This window comes from Bacillus velezensis, assembly GCF_001461825.1.
In the GTDB taxonomy this organism is placed as follows: Bacteria; Bacillota; Bacilli; order Bacillales; family Bacillaceae; genus Bacillus; species Bacillus velezensis.
On sequence record NZ_LLZC01000012.1, the window covers coordinates 1 to 17,860 of the forward strand.

15 protein-coding genes and 20 tRNA genes are annotated in these 17,860 nt (G+C 48.2%); 30 read left to right on the forward strand and 5 right to left on the reverse strand.

The annotated features are described in order from the left end of the window. The first annotated feature begins 48 nt into the window (after positions 1-48). The 20 genes from AR442_RS04110 to AR442_RS04205 all read left to right on the forward strand — a co-directional run bounded on the left by AR442_RS04110 (position 49) and on the right by AR442_RS04205 (position 1,841). Positions 49-124 (forward strand) — tRNA-Thr (locus tag AR442_RS04110). Between the two features lie 37 nt (positions 125-161). Further along, a tRNA-Lys gene (locus AR442_RS04115) sits at positions 162-237 on the forward strand. 10 nt (positions 238-247) lie between these two features. Further along, positions 248-331: transfer RNA gene (locus tag AR442_RS04120), tRNA-Leu, on the forward strand. 9 nt (positions 332-340) lie between these two features. Beyond that, positions 341-415: transfer RNA gene (locus tag AR442_RS04125), tRNA-Gly, on the forward strand. Positions 416-434: 19 nt separating this feature from the next. Beyond that, a tRNA-Leu gene (locus AR442_RS04130) sits at positions 435-520 on the forward strand. A 9-nt stretch (positions 521-529) separates the two neighbouring features. Then, positions 530-606: transfer RNA gene (locus AR442_RS04135), tRNA-Arg, on the forward strand. Positions 607-622: 16 nt separating this feature from the next. Next, positions 623-699, forward strand: a tRNA-Pro gene (locus AR442_RS04140). 4 nt (positions 700-703) lie between these two features. Beyond that, positions 704-776: transfer RNA gene (locus tag AR442_RS04145), tRNA-Ala, on the forward strand. Positions 777-796: 20 nt separating this feature from the next. Further along, positions 797-873 (forward strand) — tRNA-Met (locus AR442_RS04150). Positions 874-875: 2 nt separating this feature from the next. Beyond that, positions 876-952 (forward strand) — tRNA-Ile (locus tag AR442_RS04155). Between the two features lie 7 nt (positions 953-959). After that, positions 960-1,052: transfer RNA gene (locus AR442_RS04160), tRNA-Ser, on the forward strand. 19 nt (positions 1,053-1,071) lie between these two features. Beyond that, a tRNA-Met gene (locus AR442_RS04165) sits at positions 1,072-1,148 on the forward strand. 6 nt (positions 1,149-1,154) lie between these two features. After that, positions 1,155-1,231, forward strand: a tRNA-Asp gene (locus tag AR442_RS04170). A 10-nt stretch (positions 1,232-1,241) separates the two neighbouring features. Next, positions 1,242-1,317 (forward strand) — tRNA-Phe (locus tag AR442_RS04175). Between the two features lie 20 nt (positions 1,318-1,337). Then, positions 1,338-1,413, forward strand: a tRNA-His gene (locus AR442_RS04180). Between the two features lie 8 nt (positions 1,414-1,421). Next, positions 1,422-1,495 (forward strand) — tRNA-Gly (locus AR442_RS04185). Between the two features lie 15 nt (positions 1,496-1,510). Further along, a tRNA-Ile gene (locus AR442_RS04190) sits at positions 1,511-1,587 on the forward strand. Positions 1,588-1,597: 10 nt separating this feature from the next. Continuing rightward, positions 1,598-1,672, forward strand: a tRNA-Asn gene (locus AR442_RS04195). Positions 1,673-1,675: 3 nt separating this feature from the next. Further along, a tRNA-Ser gene (locus tag AR442_RS04200) sits at positions 1,676-1,766 on the forward strand. Positions 1,767-1,769: 3 nt separating this feature from the next. After that, positions 1,770-1,841, forward strand: a tRNA-Glu gene (locus AR442_RS04205). A gap of 34 nt (positions 1,842-1,875) precedes the next feature. Here AR442_RS04205 and AR442_RS04210 read toward each other — a convergent pair. After that, a complete protein-coding gene (locus AR442_RS04210; RefSeq protein ID WP_053284966.1) occupies positions 1,876-2,346 on the reverse strand; it encodes a TspO/MBR family protein in 471 nt (156 codons plus the stop codon). Positions 2,347-2,502: 156 nt separating this feature from the next. Continuing rightward, positions 2,503-3,222, reverse strand: a complete 720-nt coding sequence (locus AR442_RS04215; protein WP_053284965.1) for a TraR/DksA C4-type zinc finger protein — start codon at positions 3,220-3,222, stop codon at positions 2,503-2,505. 282 nt (positions 3,223-3,504) lie between these two features. Between AR442_RS04215 and AR442_RS04220 the strand changes: the two genes are divergently transcribed. From AR442_RS04220 to AR442_RS04265, 10 genes are all read left to right on the forward strand, one after another. Then, entirely contained in the window at positions 3,505-4,920 is a 1,416-nt protein-coding gene (locus tag AR442_RS04220) for an isochorismate synthase (RefSeq protein ID WP_053284964.1), read from the forward strand. After that, a complete protein-coding gene (menD, locus tag AR442_RS04225; protein ID WP_021494500.1) occupies positions 4,917-6,653 on the forward strand; it encodes a 2-succinyl-5-enolpyruvyl-6-hydroxy-3-cyclohexene-1-carboxylic-acid synthase in 1,737 nt (578 codons plus the stop codon). The genes AR442_RS04220 and menD overlap by 4 nt, the downstream gene beginning before the upstream one ends. Continuing rightward, entirely contained in the window at positions 6,641-7,465 is an 825-nt protein-coding gene (gene menH, locus AR442_RS04230; RefSeq protein ID WP_022553657.1) for a 2-succinyl-6-hydroxy-2,4-cyclohexadiene-1-carboxylate synthase, read from the forward strand. Before menD ends, menH begins: the two co-directional genes overlap by 13 nt. Positions 7,466-7,523: 58 nt before the next feature. Further along, positions 7,524-8,342 carry a 1,4-dihydroxy-2-naphthoyl-CoA synthase gene (gene menB / locus AR442_RS04235; RefSeq protein WP_003152221.1) on the forward strand — a complete coding sequence of 273 codons (819 nt, stop codon included), beginning with the start codon at positions 7,524-7,526 and terminating at the stop codon, positions 8,340-8,342. 87 nt (positions 8,343-8,429) lie between these two features. Beyond that, the gene (locus AR442_RS04240) at positions 8,430-9,893 is read left to right on the forward strand and encodes an o-succinylbenzoate--CoA ligase (protein ID WP_053284963.1); all 1,464 of its coding nucleotides are present in this window, start codon (positions 8,430-8,432) and stop codon (positions 9,891-9,893) included. Beyond that, the gene (menC, locus tag AR442_RS04245) at positions 9,890-11,005 is read left to right on the forward strand and encodes an o-succinylbenzoate synthase (protein ID WP_003152223.1); all 1,116 of its coding nucleotides are present in this window, start codon (positions 9,890-9,892) and stop codon (positions 11,003-11,005) included. Before AR442_RS04240 ends, menC begins: the two co-directional genes overlap by 4 nt. Positions 11,006-11,274: 269 nt before the next feature. Further along, entirely contained in the window at positions 11,275-12,192 is a 918-nt protein-coding gene (locus AR442_RS04250; RefSeq protein ID WP_021494499.1) for a metal ABC transporter solute-binding protein, Zn/Mn family, read from the forward strand. Between the two features lie 20 nt (positions 12,193-12,212). Continuing rightward, complete coding sequence (locus AR442_RS04255) at positions 12,213-12,965, forward strand: metal ABC transporter ATP-binding protein (RefSeq protein WP_053284962.1); 753 nt, start codon at positions 12,213-12,215, stop codon at positions 12,963-12,965. Further along, on the forward strand, positions 12,965-14,251 hold the full coding sequence (locus AR442_RS04260) for a metal ABC transporter permease (protein WP_053284961.1): 1,287 nt from the start codon (positions 12,965-12,967) through the stop codon (positions 14,249-14,251). Before AR442_RS04255 ends, AR442_RS04260 begins: the two co-directional genes overlap by 1 nt. After that, the gene (locus tag AR442_RS04265) at positions 14,241-15,122 is read left to right on the forward strand and encodes a metal ABC transporter permease (protein WP_014418705.1); all 882 of its coding nucleotides are present in this window, start codon (positions 14,241-14,243) and stop codon (positions 15,120-15,122) included. Before AR442_RS04260 ends, AR442_RS04265 begins: the two co-directional genes overlap by 11 nt. Positions 15,123-15,137: 15 nt before the next feature. On the opposite strand, the gene AR442_RS19775 is transcribed toward AR442_RS04265, so the two are convergent. The 3 genes from AR442_RS19775 to AR442_RS04275 are packed head-to-tail and all read right to left on the reverse strand — an operon-like array spanning position 15,138 to position 17,748. Continuing rightward, positions 15,138-15,296 carry a DUF1540 domain-containing protein gene (locus tag AR442_RS19775; RefSeq protein WP_007408842.1) on the reverse strand — a complete coding sequence of 53 codons (159 nt, stop codon included), beginning with the start codon at positions 15,294-15,296 and terminating at the stop codon, positions 15,138-15,140. A gap of 57 nt (positions 15,297-15,353) precedes the next feature. Next, positions 15,354-16,394, reverse strand: a complete 1,041-nt coding sequence (locus tag AR442_RS04270; protein ID WP_014418703.1) for a cytochrome d ubiquinol oxidase subunit II — start codon at positions 16,392-16,394, stop codon at positions 15,354-15,356. A 22-nt stretch (positions 16,395-16,416) separates the two neighbouring features. Then, a complete protein-coding gene (locus tag AR442_RS04275; protein ID WP_025649757.1) occupies positions 16,417-17,748 on the reverse strand; it encodes a cytochrome ubiquinol oxidase subunit I in 1,332 nt (443 codons plus the stop codon). Between the last annotated feature and the right edge of the window lie 112 nt (positions 17,749-17,860).

Sequence of the window (17,860 nt, forward strand, 5' to 3'; positions counted from 1 at the left end):
AGCCCGTCATCCTCCACCATTCCTATCATACATAAGTTGGCGTATTAAGCCGGTGTAGCTCAATTGGTAGAGCAACTGACTTGTAATCAGTAGGTTGGGGGTTCAAGTCCTCTTGCCGGCACCACCTTTATATGTTATACTATATAAGTCTCTTGTAATAAGAGCCATTAGCTCAGTTGGTAGAGCATCTGACTTTTAATCAGAGGGTCGAAGGTTCGAGTCCTTCATGGCTCACCATGTTTTTCTTGCGGATGTGGCGGAATTGGCAGACGCGCTAGAATCAGGCTCTAGTGTCTTTACAGACGTGGGGGTTCAAGTCCCTTCATCCGCATTGCCAAACGCGGAAGTAGTTCAGTGGTAGAACATCACCTTGCCAAGGTGGGGGTCGCGGGTTCGAATCCCGTCTTCCGCTCCAACTATACTATAACATCCATGCCGGGGTGGTGGAATTGGCAGACACACAGGACTTAAAATCCTGCGGTAGGTGACTACCGTGCCGGTTCAAGTCCGGCCCTCGGCACTTATTGTTGCGCCCGTAGCTCAATTGGATAGAGCGTTTGACTACGGATCAAAAGGTTAGGGGTTCGACTCCTCTCGGGCGCGCCATACATACTTTTGAAAACGGGAAGTAGCTCAGCTTGGTAGAGCACATGGTTTGGGACCATGGGGTCGCAGGTTCGAATCCTGTCTTCCCGACCATTTTGGGGCCTTAGCTCAGCTGGGAGAGCGCCTGCTTTGCACGCAGGAGGTCAGCGGTTCGATCCCGCTAGGCTCCACTTGATTTTAATTGTTTTTTGGCGGTGTAGCTCAGCTGGCTAGAGCGTACGGTTCATACCCGTGAGGTCGGGGGTTCGATCCCCTCCGCCGCTACCATTGGACCTTTAGCTCAGTTGGTTAGAGCAGACGGCTCATAACCGTCCGGTCGTAGGTTCGAGTCCTACAAGGTCCACCACTTATACGGAGGAATACCCAAGTCTGGCTGAAGGGATCGGTCTTGAAAACCGACAGGGGTGTCAAAGCCCGCGGGGGTTCGAATCCCTCTTCCTCCGCCATATCTAATTTAATTATCATCGCGGGGTGGAGCAGTTCGGTAGCTCGTCGGGCTCATAACCCGAAGGTCGCAGGTTCAAATCCTGCCCCCGCAACCAAAAAATGGTCCGGTAGTTCAGTTGGTTAGAATGCCTGCCTGTCACGCAGGAGGTCGCGGGTTCGAGTCCCGTCCGGACCGCCATTTATAAAAAGGCTCGGTAGCTCAGTTGGTAGAGCAACGGACTGAAAATCCGTGTGTCGGCGGTTCGATTCCGTCCCGAGCCACCATTTAATTTAATATTGTTTTGGCGGTTGTGGCGAAGTGGTTAACGCACCAGATTGTGGCTCTGGCACTCGTGGGTTCGATTCCCATCAATCGCCCCAAACAACATGCGGGTGTAGTTTAGTGGTAAAACCTCAGCCTTCCAAGCTGATGTCGTGGGTTCGATTCCCATCACCCGCTCCATTTTTATATTGTCATGGGCCTGTAGCTCAGCTGGTTAGAGCGCACGCCTGATAAGCGTGAGGTCGGTGGTTCGAGTCCACTCAGGCCCACCATGATGATTTTTCCACAGTAGCTCAGTGGTAGAGCTATCGGCTGTTAACCGATCGGTCGCAGGTTCGAATCCTGCCTGTGGAGCCATACGGAGAAGTACTCAAGTGGCTGAAGAGGCGCCCCTGCTAAGGGTGTAGGCCGTGTAAGCGGCGCGAGGGTTCAAATCCCTCCTTCTCCGCCATAAGGCCCGTTGGTCAAGCGGTTAAGACACCGCCCTTTCACGGCGGTAACACGGGTTCGAATCCCGTACGGGTCATTAAAAAACCTTGCATACTATGCAAGGTTTTTTATTATGCGTTCATAGCGTAAATGGTAAAAGACAGGTATGTGGCAAAAGCGCTCCATAATAAATAAGGAACCAGAAGCCAGGCTGAAGCTTTACTGTATTTACCGGCCATGAGCAACAGAATGAGTGTTGTCACCGCCACAAGCAGGCAATCGATAGATGCAGCAAGCAAATTTTTCTGTGTGAATTGAAAATAGCTGAATCCTTGATTCACGATATAATTGATGAGAAGCATCACCCAAAAAGCTTTGGATTCTTTACATGAAAACTTTGCGTATATCAAGGCTGCTGAGAGCGAAATAAGCGCAAACAAAACCGCCCATATGATGCCGATCACTGATCCGCTCGGCGTCCAGTCAGGTTTTTGCAGCGCGTCATACCATTCCCGGTCGATGGGAAAGAGAAACCCCGCTAAAGAAAACAAGACATATGTAATGATAAATACAATAATCGCACCGATATACTTCTTTTTCATTTGTTCCCTCCGCCATTCAATGTTAATACGTTAGTTCCCTTTTTTGGAAATATTAAACCTTTTAAAAGGTTCATGCACCATTAAGTGTATGGGTTTTCAGTGTGAAAATGCAGCAAACCATTTATTTGTATTCAAAAACCCCGGCAGGCCGGGGTTTTAATCAGCATGAAGATCGCCAAAGGTCGTCATTATTCCTTCTTTGTCCAGTTCCTGTTCATATTTTTCGTGTGCTTTGCTTGGATACACGGAAATGTTTTTGCCGGTAATATCTGTCGCGATAAAGTTTTCATAATCCTCAGCATAGCCGATGTTTTCTTCTGAGTTCATTGTCATATCCCCATAGCTGAGCGGCGGATCCTCTAAATCCTGAGGCGTTTCTGAGTTTCCGTATTCCTCAACATCCTGATAAGCATCTTCACTATCGTAAGCCGCCCGAATTGATTCATCATCATCAAATTCAAACTGTCCGAACGGTGTTTCCTCTTCAATCGGCCTGTCTTTGGAAACGGCATCCTGAGAGGAATATTCCGCCAATGTCGTAGCCGTCGGCAGAGCTTCGAGCCTGTCATAAGGAATGTCCTTGCCGCTGACTTCACATGTGCCGTATGTGCCGTTTTCAATTTGTTTCAGAGAGTAATCAATGTCGCGAAGGTGCTCCCGTTCATGGTCGAGCAGAGCCAGGTCTTTTTCCCGCTCGTATAATTCGGTCGCCTGATCGCCGGGATGATTGTCATAGGAAGACAATTCGCCGGATGACTGATACGGGAATTCATCAGTTAACTGAAATTGATCATTTTCTTTAAAGCGGCTTAAAATATCATGTCTGGCTTCTTCCAATTCTTTTTTTAAGTGTGTGATCTGTTCGTTTGTAAGCACATCAATCCCTCGTTTCTATGTGATGCTTACTGTTAGTATGAACGCTTTTGCGCAGAAAAATGGTGGATAAAAATAGTCATTTTCCCATGAGGAAGTAAAAGGATACAGTGATTGCCGAGAGTGGGGAAAGAAAATTCAAGTTTGTTTCTTTATTCATTTGCGCAAAAAGGTTTATAATAAGAAATGCAGGCATTTTGTCGTGCTCAAATCTGTGTGTTTGACACAAAGTCATCACAGGTGTATTGTATTAAAAGCATTTAACGGATTATGGAGGAATGTCTCATGGTGACAACGGTGCAGCATACGTTCCGAGAGGAAGCAGATCATGCATTACATAAAGCCAAACAAGTCAACCATGCTGTCTTATTGAGCTATTCAAGACGTATTGCGTCTTTAGACCCTCTATCATTTTTCAAAGACGGAGCAAAAAAATATAAAGGCAAACGATTTTTTTGGTCAGAACCCGGTAGTGAATTAACAATAGTCGGTCTTGGCACAGAAGCGCTGTTCCAATCGAATGAAAAAAATGGAAAGCGTTATCACGACGTTTTTGAACAATGGGAGCGCTTTAAAAAGACGGCTTTTCATATTCATGAAGAAGAAGAGGCGGCGCATACCGCGGTCGGCCCTGTTTTATTCGGCGGCTTTTCATTTAATCCCGCTGAAGAGAGAGGAGACGAATGGAACGGGTTCGAAGAAGGACTGTTCTTTATTCCCTCACTCATGCTGACAAAGACGGCAGATGGTGATTATTTAACCGTCAATCAATGGGCGGCAGACGGTAATCAGGCAGAAGATACGCTGAAACGTCTGAAATCTTTTTCGGAAGCTTTTTCAGTTTCTTCAATCGAGTATGAAGAATATCCTGTTTTAACAAAAGCGGAAGAACTTGATGTGGAAAACTGGCTTGAAGCCATTAAAACAGCAACAAATGATATGAAAGCAAATCAATATGATAAAGTCGTGCTGGCAAGGGAAGTCGTTTTGTCATATGATGGGCCTATTCCGGCAGAGAGCGTTGTCCGTAAGCTTTTGACGGACCAAACGACAAGCTATGTTTTTGCGATTGAGCAGGGAGATAAATGCTTTGTCGGCGCTTCACCGGAACGGCTGATCAAAAAATCCGGCAAAGACGTCATGTCCACCTGTCTGGCAGGTTCAATTAAGCGCGGAGAAAATCAACAAGAAGATGAGCGTCTCGGCAAGGAATTGCTGCATGACGAAAAAAATCTCGCGGAACATGATTTTGTGGTTCAGATGATACACGATTCTTTCTTGTCGAGCTGCAGCGATGTGAAAAAGCCTGCAGGTCCGCAATTATATAAAACAAAAAGTGTTCAGCATCTATATACGCCGATCACAGGCCATCTTAAAACGTCCGCTTCGCTGTTTGATTTAATTGAAAAGCTGCATCCCACACCGGCATTGGGCGGAGCTCCCCAGCAGAAAGCTGTTGAAGTTATCGCTGATATTGAACCGATGACACGCGGATGGTACGCGGCACCGATCGGCTGGATGGACGGCGGGGAAAACGGAGAATTTGTCGTGGCTATCCGATCAGGACTGATTGAAGGCAAAAGTGCGCGGCTTTTCGCAGGCTGCGGCATTGTTGAAGATTCAGATCCGCAATCAGAATATGAAGAAACACAAATTAAACTAAAGCCGATGATCTCTGCTTTAGGAGGTGAAAGGCTTTGACAAACCCGATTACACATTATATCGGAAGCTTTATTGATGAATTCGCTCTATCGGGTGTCACCGACGCGGTTGTTTGCCCGGGGTCGAGGTCAACTCCCTTGGCGGTTTTGGCGGCGGCCCACCCGGATATTCAAGTCCATATACAGATTGATGAACGATCCGCAGGTTTTTTCGCACTCGGTCTTGCAAAAGCCCGCCAGCGTCCGGTCATGCTGATTTGTACGTCAGGAACGGCAGCGGCTAACTTCTATCCGGCCGTGATTGAAGCTCATTATTCAAGAGTGCCTCTTATTGTCCTGACTGCTGACCGGCCTCATGAATTGAGGGAAGTGGGGGCGCCTCAGGCGATTAACCAGCATTTTCTGTTCGGTAACTTTGTTAAGTTTTTCACAGACTCGGCTCTGCCTGAGGAAAATCCTCAAATGCTGAGCTATATCAGAACATTGGCCGGCAGAGCCGTAAGTGAAGCCGGGAAGCGCCCGATGGGGCCGGTCCATATCAATGTGCCGCTCAGAGAGCCTTTGATGCCGGATTTATCAGCCGGACCTTTTGAAAGAATGAGAAAGGGGCGGCACGTCTCAGTCACAACAGGGATTCAGTCAGCTGATCAAGATTCTCTCTGTCATATTACAGAGCGTCTCGCGGGGACCGAAAGAGGTATGATCGTCTGCGGCGAAATTCACGGTGAAGCAGAAAAGCAGCAAATCATCGCGCTTGCCGAGATGCTTCAGTTCCCGATTTTGGCTGATCCGCTTTCAAACCTCCGAAACGGGGAGCATGATAAGACGCTGATTATTGATGCTTATGACTCGTTTTTAAAAGATGAAGAAATAAAAGAGGCGCTGCGCCCTGACGCTGTGATCCGCTTCGGTCCGATGCCGGTTTCCAAACCGCTCTTTTTATGGCTCAGAGATGATCCTGCCATTGAGCAGTTTATCGTCGATGAAGACGGAGGATGGAGAGATCCCACCCAGGCCGGCGCGCATATGATTCATTGCCATCCGTCGGTGTTTTTGGAAGCGGTCCGTTCAGCTGAAACCGGAAAACGGCCGTCCGAATGGCTTGAGAAATGGCAATTTGTCAATGACCGGTTCCGGAGTCATTTACAGGCCGCGAACATGGATGATTTATCATTTGAAGGAAATGTATATCGTCAGCTTCAGCACCTTGTCCCTGAAGGCAGTTCGATTTTTGTCGGCAACAGCATGCCGATTCGCGACGTGGATACGTTCTTTGAAAAACAAGATCGTTCCTTCCGTGTTTATGCCAACCGCGGCGCTAACGGCATTGACGGAGTTGTCTCCTCGGCTATGGGACTGTGTGAGGGTACAAAAGCTCCTGTCACGCTTGTAATTGGAGATTTATCGTTTTACCATGATTTAAACGGGCTGTTAGCGGCTAAAAAACTTGGAATTCCGCTTACGGTTATTTTAATAAACAATGATGGCGGCGGGATTTTCTCGTTTTTGCCGCAGGCATCTGATAAGACTCATTTTGAAGAACTGTTCGGTACGCCGACGGGTCTTGATTTCCGGCATGCCGCCGCACTGTACGGCGGGACGTATACTTGCCCTGAGACATGGGAAGCATTTAAGGATGCGTATCAGCCGCAGGCGGACAAGCCCGGACTTCATATAATCGAGCTGAAAACAGATCGGACATCAAGAGTTCAATTCCATCGCGATCTGCTGCAGGCCGCAGTGCGGGAAGTGAAAAAAGAATGGAAACTGTAACTGTTAGAACGGCCGACGGCGTATGCTATCGGGCTGCTGATAGCGGACACGAATCGTCTGATGCTATTGTTTGTCTGCATGGATTTACGGGCAGCAAAGAATCATGGATGTTTTTACGCGGCATGCTTCCCGGCGAACGAATGGTGATGATTGACTGCCTGGGTCACGGGGAGACAGACGCGCCTGTGCAAGCGGCAAGGTATAGTACGAGCCGGCAGGTTGCGGACCTTGCCGCCGTTTTTGATCAATTAAAACTTCACAAAGTGAAACTTATTGGTTATTCTATGGGGGGGAGACTTGCGTATTCCTTTGCACAGGCATTTCCGCATCGGGTGTCAGCGCTTGTTTTGGAAAGTACAACCCCGGGCCTGAGCACGCTTCAGGAACGCAAGAAGCGGATTCAGTCAGACCGGAAGCTTGCTGACTTTATATTGCGGGAAGGTATAACATCGTTTGTCGATTATTGGGAGAGCATTCCGTTGTTTGCCACGCAGCTTTCTCTGCCGGACAGCGTAAAGGCATCCATCCGTGCCGGCAGGCTGAAAAATAATCCGTCCGGACTTGCAGGAAGCCTGCTCGGAATGGGGACGGGCTCACAGCCTTCCTGGTGGGAGGCATTACACCGCATCAAGGCGCCCGTCCTGCTCATATGCGGTGAATGGGATGAAAAGTTTTGCGCTATTAATCAAAAGGTGCATAACCTGCTCCCATCAAGTAAAATAGAGGTTGTCAAACAGGCGGGGCACACGGTACATGTGGAACAGCCGCGAATTTTTGGTAAGATAGTAAGTGAGTTTTTATACGGCTTGTAAAGCATAAAGAAAATAGCTTTTCGGCCGGACTCAGGCAAAAATGAAGGAGGTCATATCAATGGCTGCAGAATGGAAAAGTGAACGTCAGTACGATGAAATCCTGTACGAGACGTATAACGGTATTGCAAAAATAACAATTAACCGCCCGGAGGTACATAACGCATTTACTCCTAAGACGGTATCAGAAATGATTGACGCGTTTGCTTGTGCGCGTGATGACTCCAATATTGGTGTCATCGTTCTTGCGGGAGCGGGAGATAAAGCATTCTGTTCAGGCGGAGACCAAAAAGTCCGCGGTCACGGCGGATATGTCGGAGACGATCAGATCCCGCGTCTGAATGTGCTTGATCTTCAGCGTTTGATCCGTGTTATTCCTAAACCGGTCGTAGCGATGGTATCAGGCTATGCCATCGGCGGAGGCCATGTGCTTCATATCGTCTGTGATTTAACGATTGCGGCCGATAACGCGATTTTCGGCCAAACCGGACCGAAAGTGGGAAGCTTTGATGCCGGTTACGGCTCAGGTTACCTGGCGCGTATCGTCGGACATAAGAAAGCCCGTGAAATCTGGTACCTGTGCCGTCAATACAACGCGCAGGAAGCGCTCGACATGGGGCTTGTCAATACGGTTGTCCCATTAGAGAAACTTGAAGAGGAAACAATTAAATGGTGTGAAGAAATGCTTGAGAAAAGCCCTACAGCCCTTCGTTTCCTTAAAGCGGCATTTAACGCAGATACAGACGGCCTCGCCGGAATTCAGCAATTTGCAGGAGATGCAACGCTTCTTTATTACACGACTGACGAAGCGAAAGAAGGCCGCGATTCCTTTAAAGAGAAACGCAGTCCCGATTTCGGTCAATTCCCTCGTTTTCCGTGATCAGATGACACTACGAAACAGCTTGAGCCGCTCTGGTCCAAGCTGTTTTCTTTTCAAAAAAAGTACTTTTACCTCGGAGATGATAACATGCTGACAGAACAGCCGAATTGGCTCATTCAAAGGGCTCAGCTGACACCAGAGAGAATCGCTCTCATATTTGAAAACAAACAGATGACATTCAGAGAATTATATCATGCTTCTAAACAAATGGCCGCGCGGCTGTCCAAATACTGCTCGCTTAAAAAAGGAGACCGTGCCGCGATTTTGCTTTCTAACAGACCGGAAATGGTTTATGCCGTTCACGCCTGCTTCTTATTAGGGGCGGAAGCTGTGCTGTTGAATACGAAACTCTCAAAACAGGAACGGTTGTTTCAGCTCGAAGATTCACAGGCAAAGCTTTTATTGACGGAGGACGGTTTTTGCCGCGAAGATTATGAATCTGCGGTCGCCGCCGCGGACGTGGACGAGCTGCAGGCCAAAGCCGCGGGAGACATGGAACCTGAAGCTTATGTAACGCTTGATGATACGGCGACTCTCATGTATACGTCAGGAACAACGGGAAGGCCGAAGGGGGTGCAGCAGACTTTCGGTAATCATTATTCCAGCGCTGTATCGTCTGCGCTGAATCTGGGGGTCACGGAGCGGGACCGCTGGCTTATTGCGCTGCCGCTGTTTCATATCAGCGGTCTGTCTGCGCTGTTTAAGTCGGTCATTTACGGCATGCCTGTCGTGCTTCATCAAAAATTTTCTGTCACCGATGTGCTTGACAGCATCAGCTGCCATCAGGTCACGATCATTTCAGCGGTGCAGACCATGCTTTCGGGCCTGCTTGCGGAAACTGAACAATGTCCTGAATCACTGCGCTGCATTCTGCTTGGCGGGGGGCCGGCACCGCTGCCGCTCCTTGAAGAATGCCGCAGGAAACAATTTCCGGTATTCCAATCTTACGGCTTGACTGAAACCTGCTCACAGATTGTCACGCTTTCTCCGGAATTCAGCATGGACAAGCTCGGCTCGGCCGGTAAACCGCTGTTTTCATGCGAAATTAGAATTGAAAAAGACGGAAACCCTTGTGCGCCGTTTGAACACGGTGAAATTACGGTGAAAGGCCCGAATGTGATGAAAGGGTATTATCATCGTGACGACGCAAACCAGGCCGCTTTTCATAATGGATGGTTTAAAACGGGCGATCTTGGCTATTTGGATGATGAAGGGTTTTTATACGTGCTGGACAGGCGGTCGGACCTCATTATTTCAGGCGGAGAGAACATCTACCCGGCAGAAGTGGAAGCGGCGCTGCTTGCCCATCCGGCTGTAGCGGAGGCCGGTGTTTCGGGAGCCGAAGATCCGAAGTGGGGGAAAGTGCCGCATGCTTTTCTCGTGCTGACTTCTTCTGTCAGTTCTGAGGAGCTGACCGTCTTTTGCCGTGAGCGGCTTGCAAAATATAAAATACCGGCTGCTTTTTTCGAGGTTGACGAGCTCCCGCGGAACGCGTCCAATAAACTGATGAGACATCGGCTGAATGAGCTTCGTAAAGGAGAATTGTCATGATTAAGATTGAAAAAATCACCCTTTATCATGTAAGTATGAGGCTGAAAAAACCGTTTAAAACAAGTATTGAAACGCTGCAGGACCGTAAATTTTTGATCGTGGAAGCGATCGATGAAACCGGGAGAACCGGCTGGGGGGAGGTATCGGCGTTTTCTTCTCCGTGGTATACAGAAGAAACGATTCAGACATGCGCGCATATGCTGAGAGATTTTTTCATCCCGAATGTCGTAGGCCGCGAGTTTTTTCATCCGTCAGAGGTGCCTGACAGTCTCGCGCGTTTCAAAGGAAACCGCATGGCAAAAGCGGGGCTTGAATCAGCCGTGTGGGATCTATATGCCAAGAAAAAAGGGATATCACTCGCAGAAGCCTTAGGGGGCAAAAGAGATAAAGTGCCCGCCGGCGTGGCGGTGGGTCTGGCTTCGGCTGATGAGATGCTTCGGGAAATTGAGCAATACGTAAAAGAAGGTTATCAACGTATAAAAATAAAAATTCAGCCCGGCCATGACGTTGATCTGGTCAGAGCCATCCGCAGCCGTTTTCCGAACGTACCGCTGATGGCGGATGCCAACTCGGCATATGAACTGAAAGACATCAGCAGGCTGAAAGAGTTGGATGAATTCCAGCTCATGATGATAGAACAGCCGCTTCAGGCAGATGATATTGTCGATCACCGCCACCTGCAGAAACACTTGAGAACCGCGGTATGCCTTGATGAAAGCATATGCTCATATGATGACGCAAGGCGGGCGATTGAGCTTGGGAGCTGTAAAATCATTAACATAAAACCGGCGCGTGTAGGAGGCCTGACAGAGGCTTTAAAAATACATGACTTATGCAGAGAGCATCACATGCCGGTTTGGTGCGGCGGAATGTTTGAAACCGGCATTTCGAGAGCGCAGACAGTCGCGCTTGCTTCGCTGCCGCAATTTACGATACCGGGTGACATTTCCTCATCAGACCGATACTGGGAGGAGGATATTGTCACTCCCGACATCCGTATCGAAGAGGGGTTCATCTCTGTTCCGGACGGTCCCGGACTGGGTGTCGAAGTCAATCAGGAAATAATGAGAAAATACGTCACCCAAATGGACGTTTTTACGACAAACAACTGATAAAAAGACATTTCAGCGAGTTGAGCTGCCTGTAAGCTGCTGTTATATTGAAACTGTTCATCATCACCCCTTCCCCCGTTTGAACCGGCTGTATCAGCCGGTTTTTTTAATGAGCGGACACTTGACAAATGTGAGTGTGTGCGATAATTTTGCACAAAGGAAACTTTTTGTCCTGTATCAATCATTTGTTCTTAAATATAAAGAATTGTCATAAGACTGACATCAACATCACATTTAAAAGAGAACGGGACAAAGGAAAGGGGACGGATATGAAAAAAAGCAGTGTAATGGCGTCTGTGCTGATGGTTTGTTTTGCATTGTCTTCATGCAGCTCTGAATCTTCAGGCGGACAAAAAGGAAAGCTCACGATTACGGCTACCACTTCTCAGGTGGCTGACGCCGCTGAACATATCGGCGGAGACCATGTTGAAGTGACGTCACTGATGGGGCCTGGAGTCGATCCGCATCTTTATAAAGCATCACAAGGAGATACGAAAAAATTAACGGAGGCGGATGTTGTTTTATACAGCGGACTTCACTTAGAGGGGAAAATGGAGCATATGTTAACGAAAATCAGCAGGCAAAAGCCGTCCGCAGCAGTGGCTGAATCAATACCGAAGGAGAAATTGATTCCAGCGGGTGAGAATATGTATGATCCGCATGTATGGTTCAGCATTCCGTTATGGCTGTATGCCGTTGACGAAATCGAAGCGCAGTTAAAAAAAGCAAAACCCGAATATGCAGACGACTTTACCAAAAACGCTCAAGAGTATAAAGAGAATTTGAAATCTTTAGATAAAAAATCGAGAGAAAAAATCGGGACAATTCCCGAAAAAAGCCGTGTACTAGTTACGGCACATGATGCCTTTGCGTATTTTGGCAAGGAATACGGATTTGAGGTCAGAGGACTTCAAGGGCTGAGCACGGACTCTGATTACGGACTGAAAGATGTTCAAAAGCTTGTCAGTCTGCTTGCGAATAAGGAAATTAAAGCTGTGTTTACGGAAAGCAGCGTATCGAAAAAGTCAATAAACGCGGTTGTTGAGGGCGCCAAAGAAAAAGGTCATGATGTTTCGGTCGGCGGCTGGCTGTATTCAGATGCCATGGGCGAAAAGGGGACAAAAGAGGGCACGTACGCCGGTATGTTCGCCCATAACATAGATACGATTGTCAGCTCATTAAAATAAACAGGAAGGGAGAGAATGACGTGTATCCTGTCAGCATTGAAAATGTGACGGTAGCCTATCACAAAAAACCGGTCCTGCAGAACGTCACCATGCAGGTGCCGGAAGGAAAACTGATCGGGATTATCGGGCCGAACGGAGCCGGAAAATCAACGTTGATAAAAGCTGTTTTAGGATTAACGCCAAGCGCCTCCGGAACGGTCTCTATTTATGGGAAATCATCAGAAAAGGAGCGGAAGAGGATCGGCTATGTTCCGCAGCGCGGTTCTGTGGATTGGGATTTTCCGACAAGCGCTCTGGATGTCGTTTTAATGGGAAGATATGGGCATATCGGCTGGTGCAGGCGTCCGAAAAAACGTGATATTGATTTTGCTGAAACCTGTTTGGATAAGGTCGGTATGCTTGAATATGCCAAAAGGCAGATCAGCCAGCTTTCAGGAGGCCAGCAGCAGCGGGTTTTTCTGGCCCGGGCTTTATGTCAGGATGCGGATATATACTTTATGGATGAACCGTTTGTGGGAGTTGACGCCGCTACGGAGCGGGCGATTATCACGCTGTTGACGGAATTAAAACAAAAAGGAAAAACTGTGCTCGTCGTCCATCATGACCTGCAGACGGCAAAGGAGTATTTCGATTGGATGCTGCTGCTGAACATGAGAAAGATTGCTTTCGGACCGACTGAACACGTGTTTACAATCGAAAATTTACAAAAAACGTACGGAGGAAGGCTGGCATTTTTGAAAGATCACCTCCTGGCCGAAGGGGGAACGGGCTGATGGCGCTGCATCATATATGGCTTCAGCTTCAGGAACCGAATACCCAATGGGTGTTGGCGGGAACTTTGCTTCTCGGCATGGCAAGCGGCGTGCTGGGAAGCTTTGTGCTTCTCAGGAGGCAGAGTCTGATCGGCGACGCCATGGCTCATTCGGCTTTGCCCGGAGTATGTCTTGCGTTTCTCATTGCCGGAGAAAAGACGATGCTGTTCTTCTTGATCGGAGCGGCTGCCGCGGGGCTTGCGGGGACTTGGTGCATCCAGAACATCACGGAGCATTCAAAAACGAAGGAGGATTCTGCGATCGGCATCGTATTGTCCGTGTTTTTCGGGATCGGCATTATTCTTCTGACCTATATTCAAAGACTCGGTTCCGGAAGCCAGAGCGGGCTTGATTCTTTTTTATTCGGTCAGGCGGCGTCACTCGTTAAACAGGACATTGTCATCATCGGAGTCATTTCTGCCGTTCTGCTTTTATTGTGCGCCGTCTTTTTTAAGGAATTCAAATTGATCACATTTGATATGGCATTTGCGAAAGGGGCGGGACTGCCTGTCAGGTTTCTGAACGGACTGCTGGTTTTTTTAATTGTTTGTGCGGTTGTGATCGGGCTGCAGACGGTCGGTGTCATCTTAATGGCGGCCATGCTTATTACGCCGGCGGTCGCCGCAAGGTATTGGACGGAGCGTTTAACGGTCATGATCGTGCTGTCCGGATTAATCGGCGGGTTATCCGGTGTGGCGGGAACGCTTTTAAGTACGACGACGGACGGTATGGCGACCGGGCCGTTAATTATTTTAAGCGCGGCTTCCGTTTTTCTGTTTTCTCTATTATTCGCTCCGGATCGCGGACTGGTGTCAAAGACGGTTAAACTTTTCCGGCTGAGAAAAAAGACCGCTTTTGAGCAAACGCTCTCAGCTATTTACGAGATGAGTGAACAAACGAATGAAACCTCAGTCACCGGGCAGATGTTGAAAAAAGAATGGGAGCGCCCTATCAGGAAACTGGAGAAAAAGGGATACCTCAAGCGCAGCGGAGCCGAACAATGGCGGATGACGGAGGCAGGGCTGACGAAGGGATACGAAATTGTCTTATCACAGCGCATGTATGAAGTTTACCTCATGCATGAAACGGAACTGGCCGGTATAGAAACGGCCGCCAGGGACGAATTTCATCCGGATCTTCTGCCGAAAGAACTGAAAGAAAAGCTTTTGCAGCTTTTACGATTGCACGGGCGAATGCCGAATGAATCACTTCAAAAGGAGAAAGGAGGCGCTTACAATGAGTTATGAAGCGTGGATTATCGCAACGGGAATCTTAGTCGGCGTGAGCTGCGCGTTAATCGGCACTTTTCTTGTGCTGAGAAACATGGCGATGCTTGCTGACGCGATCAGCCACACGGTGCTGCTCGGAATTGTCGGCGCTTTCCTTGTGACGGGAGCCCTTAACGGAATTCCGATGTTTATCGGGGCTGCGGCATCCGGGCTGCTGACGGCTTTTTTCGTACAGTTTCTGCACAGTAAAGGCGTGCAGTCTGACGCGGCTATCGGTGTCGTCTTTACGTCCTTGTTTGCGGTCGGCGTCATTCTGCTGTCTGTATACGGCAAGCATGTACATCTTGATATAGAACATTCGCTTATGGGAGAAATTGCTTTCGTTCCGTGGAATACAGCTCAGCTGTTCGGCTTCGATATCGGCCCTAAAGCGTTTTGGATGATTTTATCTGTGCTTATCATCAATGTGCTGCTGATTGTCTGCTGCTATAAAGAATTTAAAATCGCCGCCTTTGACCCGGAAATGGCGATAGCCATCGGCATTCCTGTCCTGGTCATTCATTATGTGCAGATGGGTATGCTGTCGCTTACGACGGTTGCTTCTTTTGATTCAGTGGGAGCGGTTTTAGTCGTTGCGATGCTGATTGTACCGCCTGCAGCCGCCTATTTACTGACAAACCGCCTTTCTTCCATGCTTTTCATCAGCGCGGGTATCGGCGGGCTGTCAGCCGTATTGGGATATGGCGCCGCCACATGGCTCAACGTGTCAATTTCAGGTGCGATGGCTGCGATGACCGGCGTGTTTTTTCTGCTGGCTTTTCTGTTTTCTCCGGCTCAGGGGCTGATTTCAAAAAGGCTTGCGGCGCGGAAATTAAAAAGAGCTGTATAAAACAGCTCTTTTTTTTTATAAATCATGCGGTTTAAAGGTTTTGCAATCCGTTTCTTCACTTTTTTCAGCGGTTTCGCCTGTATGGCTGACCACATAAATAGCGTCGGCCGTGCATTTGTTTCCTCTGCCCCAATATGAACAGTTATTGACTTCACACAGAATTTTTTGGTCCATGCTGGCTCCCCTCCAAGATAAAAGGTACGCCATTAGTATGAGCCGCCCTGATTTCTGTTATTCCTCCTGGCGGATATAACGTCTGTCTTTCATAAAGAGCTTCCAGAAGAAATAAAACCCGGGAAACAAAATGATGAAAGCGACGATATACGTCATAAACAGCGCCCTGAAGGTTGCCGGCTCCGTAAATCCTGACATGACCGTAATATCCGGATAAATCATATAAGGAAGATGCGCCCGTCCGTATGCATAGCTTGCCAGAAAGTATTGAAGCGCAATGGCGATCATGGCGATTCTCGGTTTGCCGAGGTTGCGGCCGAAGCGCTTATTCGGCAAAAACAGAGCCACGCCGGCAATGATAAATGTAATGACAGACAGAATGAGCCATGTCTTGTCTTTCATCATCCCCGTATACAGCCAGCCGGCTTCAGAGCGTAATGTCAGCATAATGAAGAAGGCAAACAGAAGCGACAGCGGCCCTGTTAGTAAAGAGCTCCGTCTGTAGATGCGGTACGCATGCTCCTCTTCCGCAACATTTGAAAAATCGGCCAGAAGCAGTGAAGATAAAAATAAAGTGCTTAAAATGGCAAAGCCGATAAACGCATACGCATTAAGGCTTGTAAAGACATTTGCCAAATTCAGGTGATACACTCCGCCCGTCTTCTCAATAAATCCTCCGTGTGTGACCGGAAGGACCAAAATCAGAACAGCGGGAATAATGAAGCCCGAAATTCCGGAGATATATCTCATGATTTTTCTTTCCTTCGCCGTATTGGAGAAGACGAGAAAGCCGCTGCGGATGGCCAAAAGCAGCAAAATAATACTCCCCGGGATCAATAAAACGGTTCCCAGCACGAAGGTTGCCCCTGGAAAGAAGCTGAATAGGGCGACAACGATCGCGACGATAAAGACGTTGGTCACTTCCCATGTCGGGGACAAATAACGGTTGGCGATGTTTGTCGCCTTTGTTTGTTCTCTATTTAAATAAATCATCGACCAAAAGCCTGCTCCGAAGTCCATCGTTGCCATGACCGCGTAGATAAACACGAAGCCCCATACGATTGATATCGCAATGAGAGCATCCATGGTAATGTCCATTTCAATTCAGCCCTTTCTATTGTTAGGATTCCGCCGCTTTTACATCCTCCTCAACGGGATGTTTGCGGAAATAATAAAGCAGCACATAAATGACTGCGGCTGCCAAAATGGCGTAAACGACCGTAAACAGGATGAACAGCAAACCGATTGAACCGGTTGTCGTGACGACATCAGACGTTTTCAGGAGATGGTAAATCACCCATGGCTGCCGTCCCGTACAAGCGAATATCCACCCGAATTCAATTCCGATCAGACTAAGCGGTCCTGCGGTTAAAAATAAAATCAAAAGCCAAGTCGGAAAGCTGTCTTTCTTTAAAATTTTTCTCCAGACGATGCCGACGATTGAGTACAAAATGAGCAGCATCCCGATGCCGACCATTCCGTTAAAAAGTGTATGGATGAATAAAGGCGGCCACTCGTCTTTCGGAAACGCGTTCAATCCTTTGACGACGGTATCAAAGCTGTTTGCAGCCAAAAAGCTTAAAGCCCAGGGTACTTCTATCGCCCATTTTACTTTTTCTTCTTTTGCGTCAGTAAAACCCCCGATCGCAAGCGGAGCGTGTGATCTAGTTTCAAACAGCCCTTCTGCGCCCGCAAGCTTCTCAGGCTGGTATTCGTAAAGAAGCTGGGCTGACTCGTGACCGTTTAAAGAGGCAAGAATGGAAAAGATTCCGCCGATCGTTAAGGCGAGCAGCAGCGCTTTTCGGTGAAAGCGGTATACCTGCTCCTGTTTTCTCGTTCTCAGCATTTTATAAGCCGCAACTGACGCAACGATAAATGCACCGGTCATGAAAGCCGTCAGTACGACATGGCCCGCGGTGGTGAAAAAGCTTGGATTAAAAAACGCTGCCCAAGGTTCGACGTCAGTGATTTTGCCGTTTAAAATTTTAAAGCCGGCCGGCGTTCCTTCAAATGCGTGAACATTTGTGATTAAGACGGCGGATGCCGCGGCGCCGATCAAAACGAAAATAACGGCAATGATGCGCATCGCCGGAGTCAGCCGGTCAGCGGCGTAGACATAAATGGACATAAACAGCGCTTCGATAAAGAAAGCATAAATTTCAATCTGAAACGGGAGTGACATCACCCTGCCGATGACTTCCATGAATCCGGGCCACAAAAGGGCAAGCTGTGTACCCGCGATCGTTCCGGTCGGTATCGCCACGCCGAGCAGAACAGCCTGCGCCTTCGTCCACCTTTTCGCCATAATGGCATAATGCGGATCTTTTGTTTTCTGATAAATCAATTCAGCCATTAAAATCATCAGAGGCAAGCCGACACCAAGCGTCGCAAAAATAATATGAAAGCCCATGGTTGTCCCGAACAGGCTTCTGGCTAACACTAAATCATCCACGATCATAAACCGCCTTTCTAAATTACCGTTTTATGTAATGTGGTTATATTATTTGCTGAAGCGATTAGATTATTCTTCTGATTCCATATATGTGCAGGGTTTAGAAACCAAG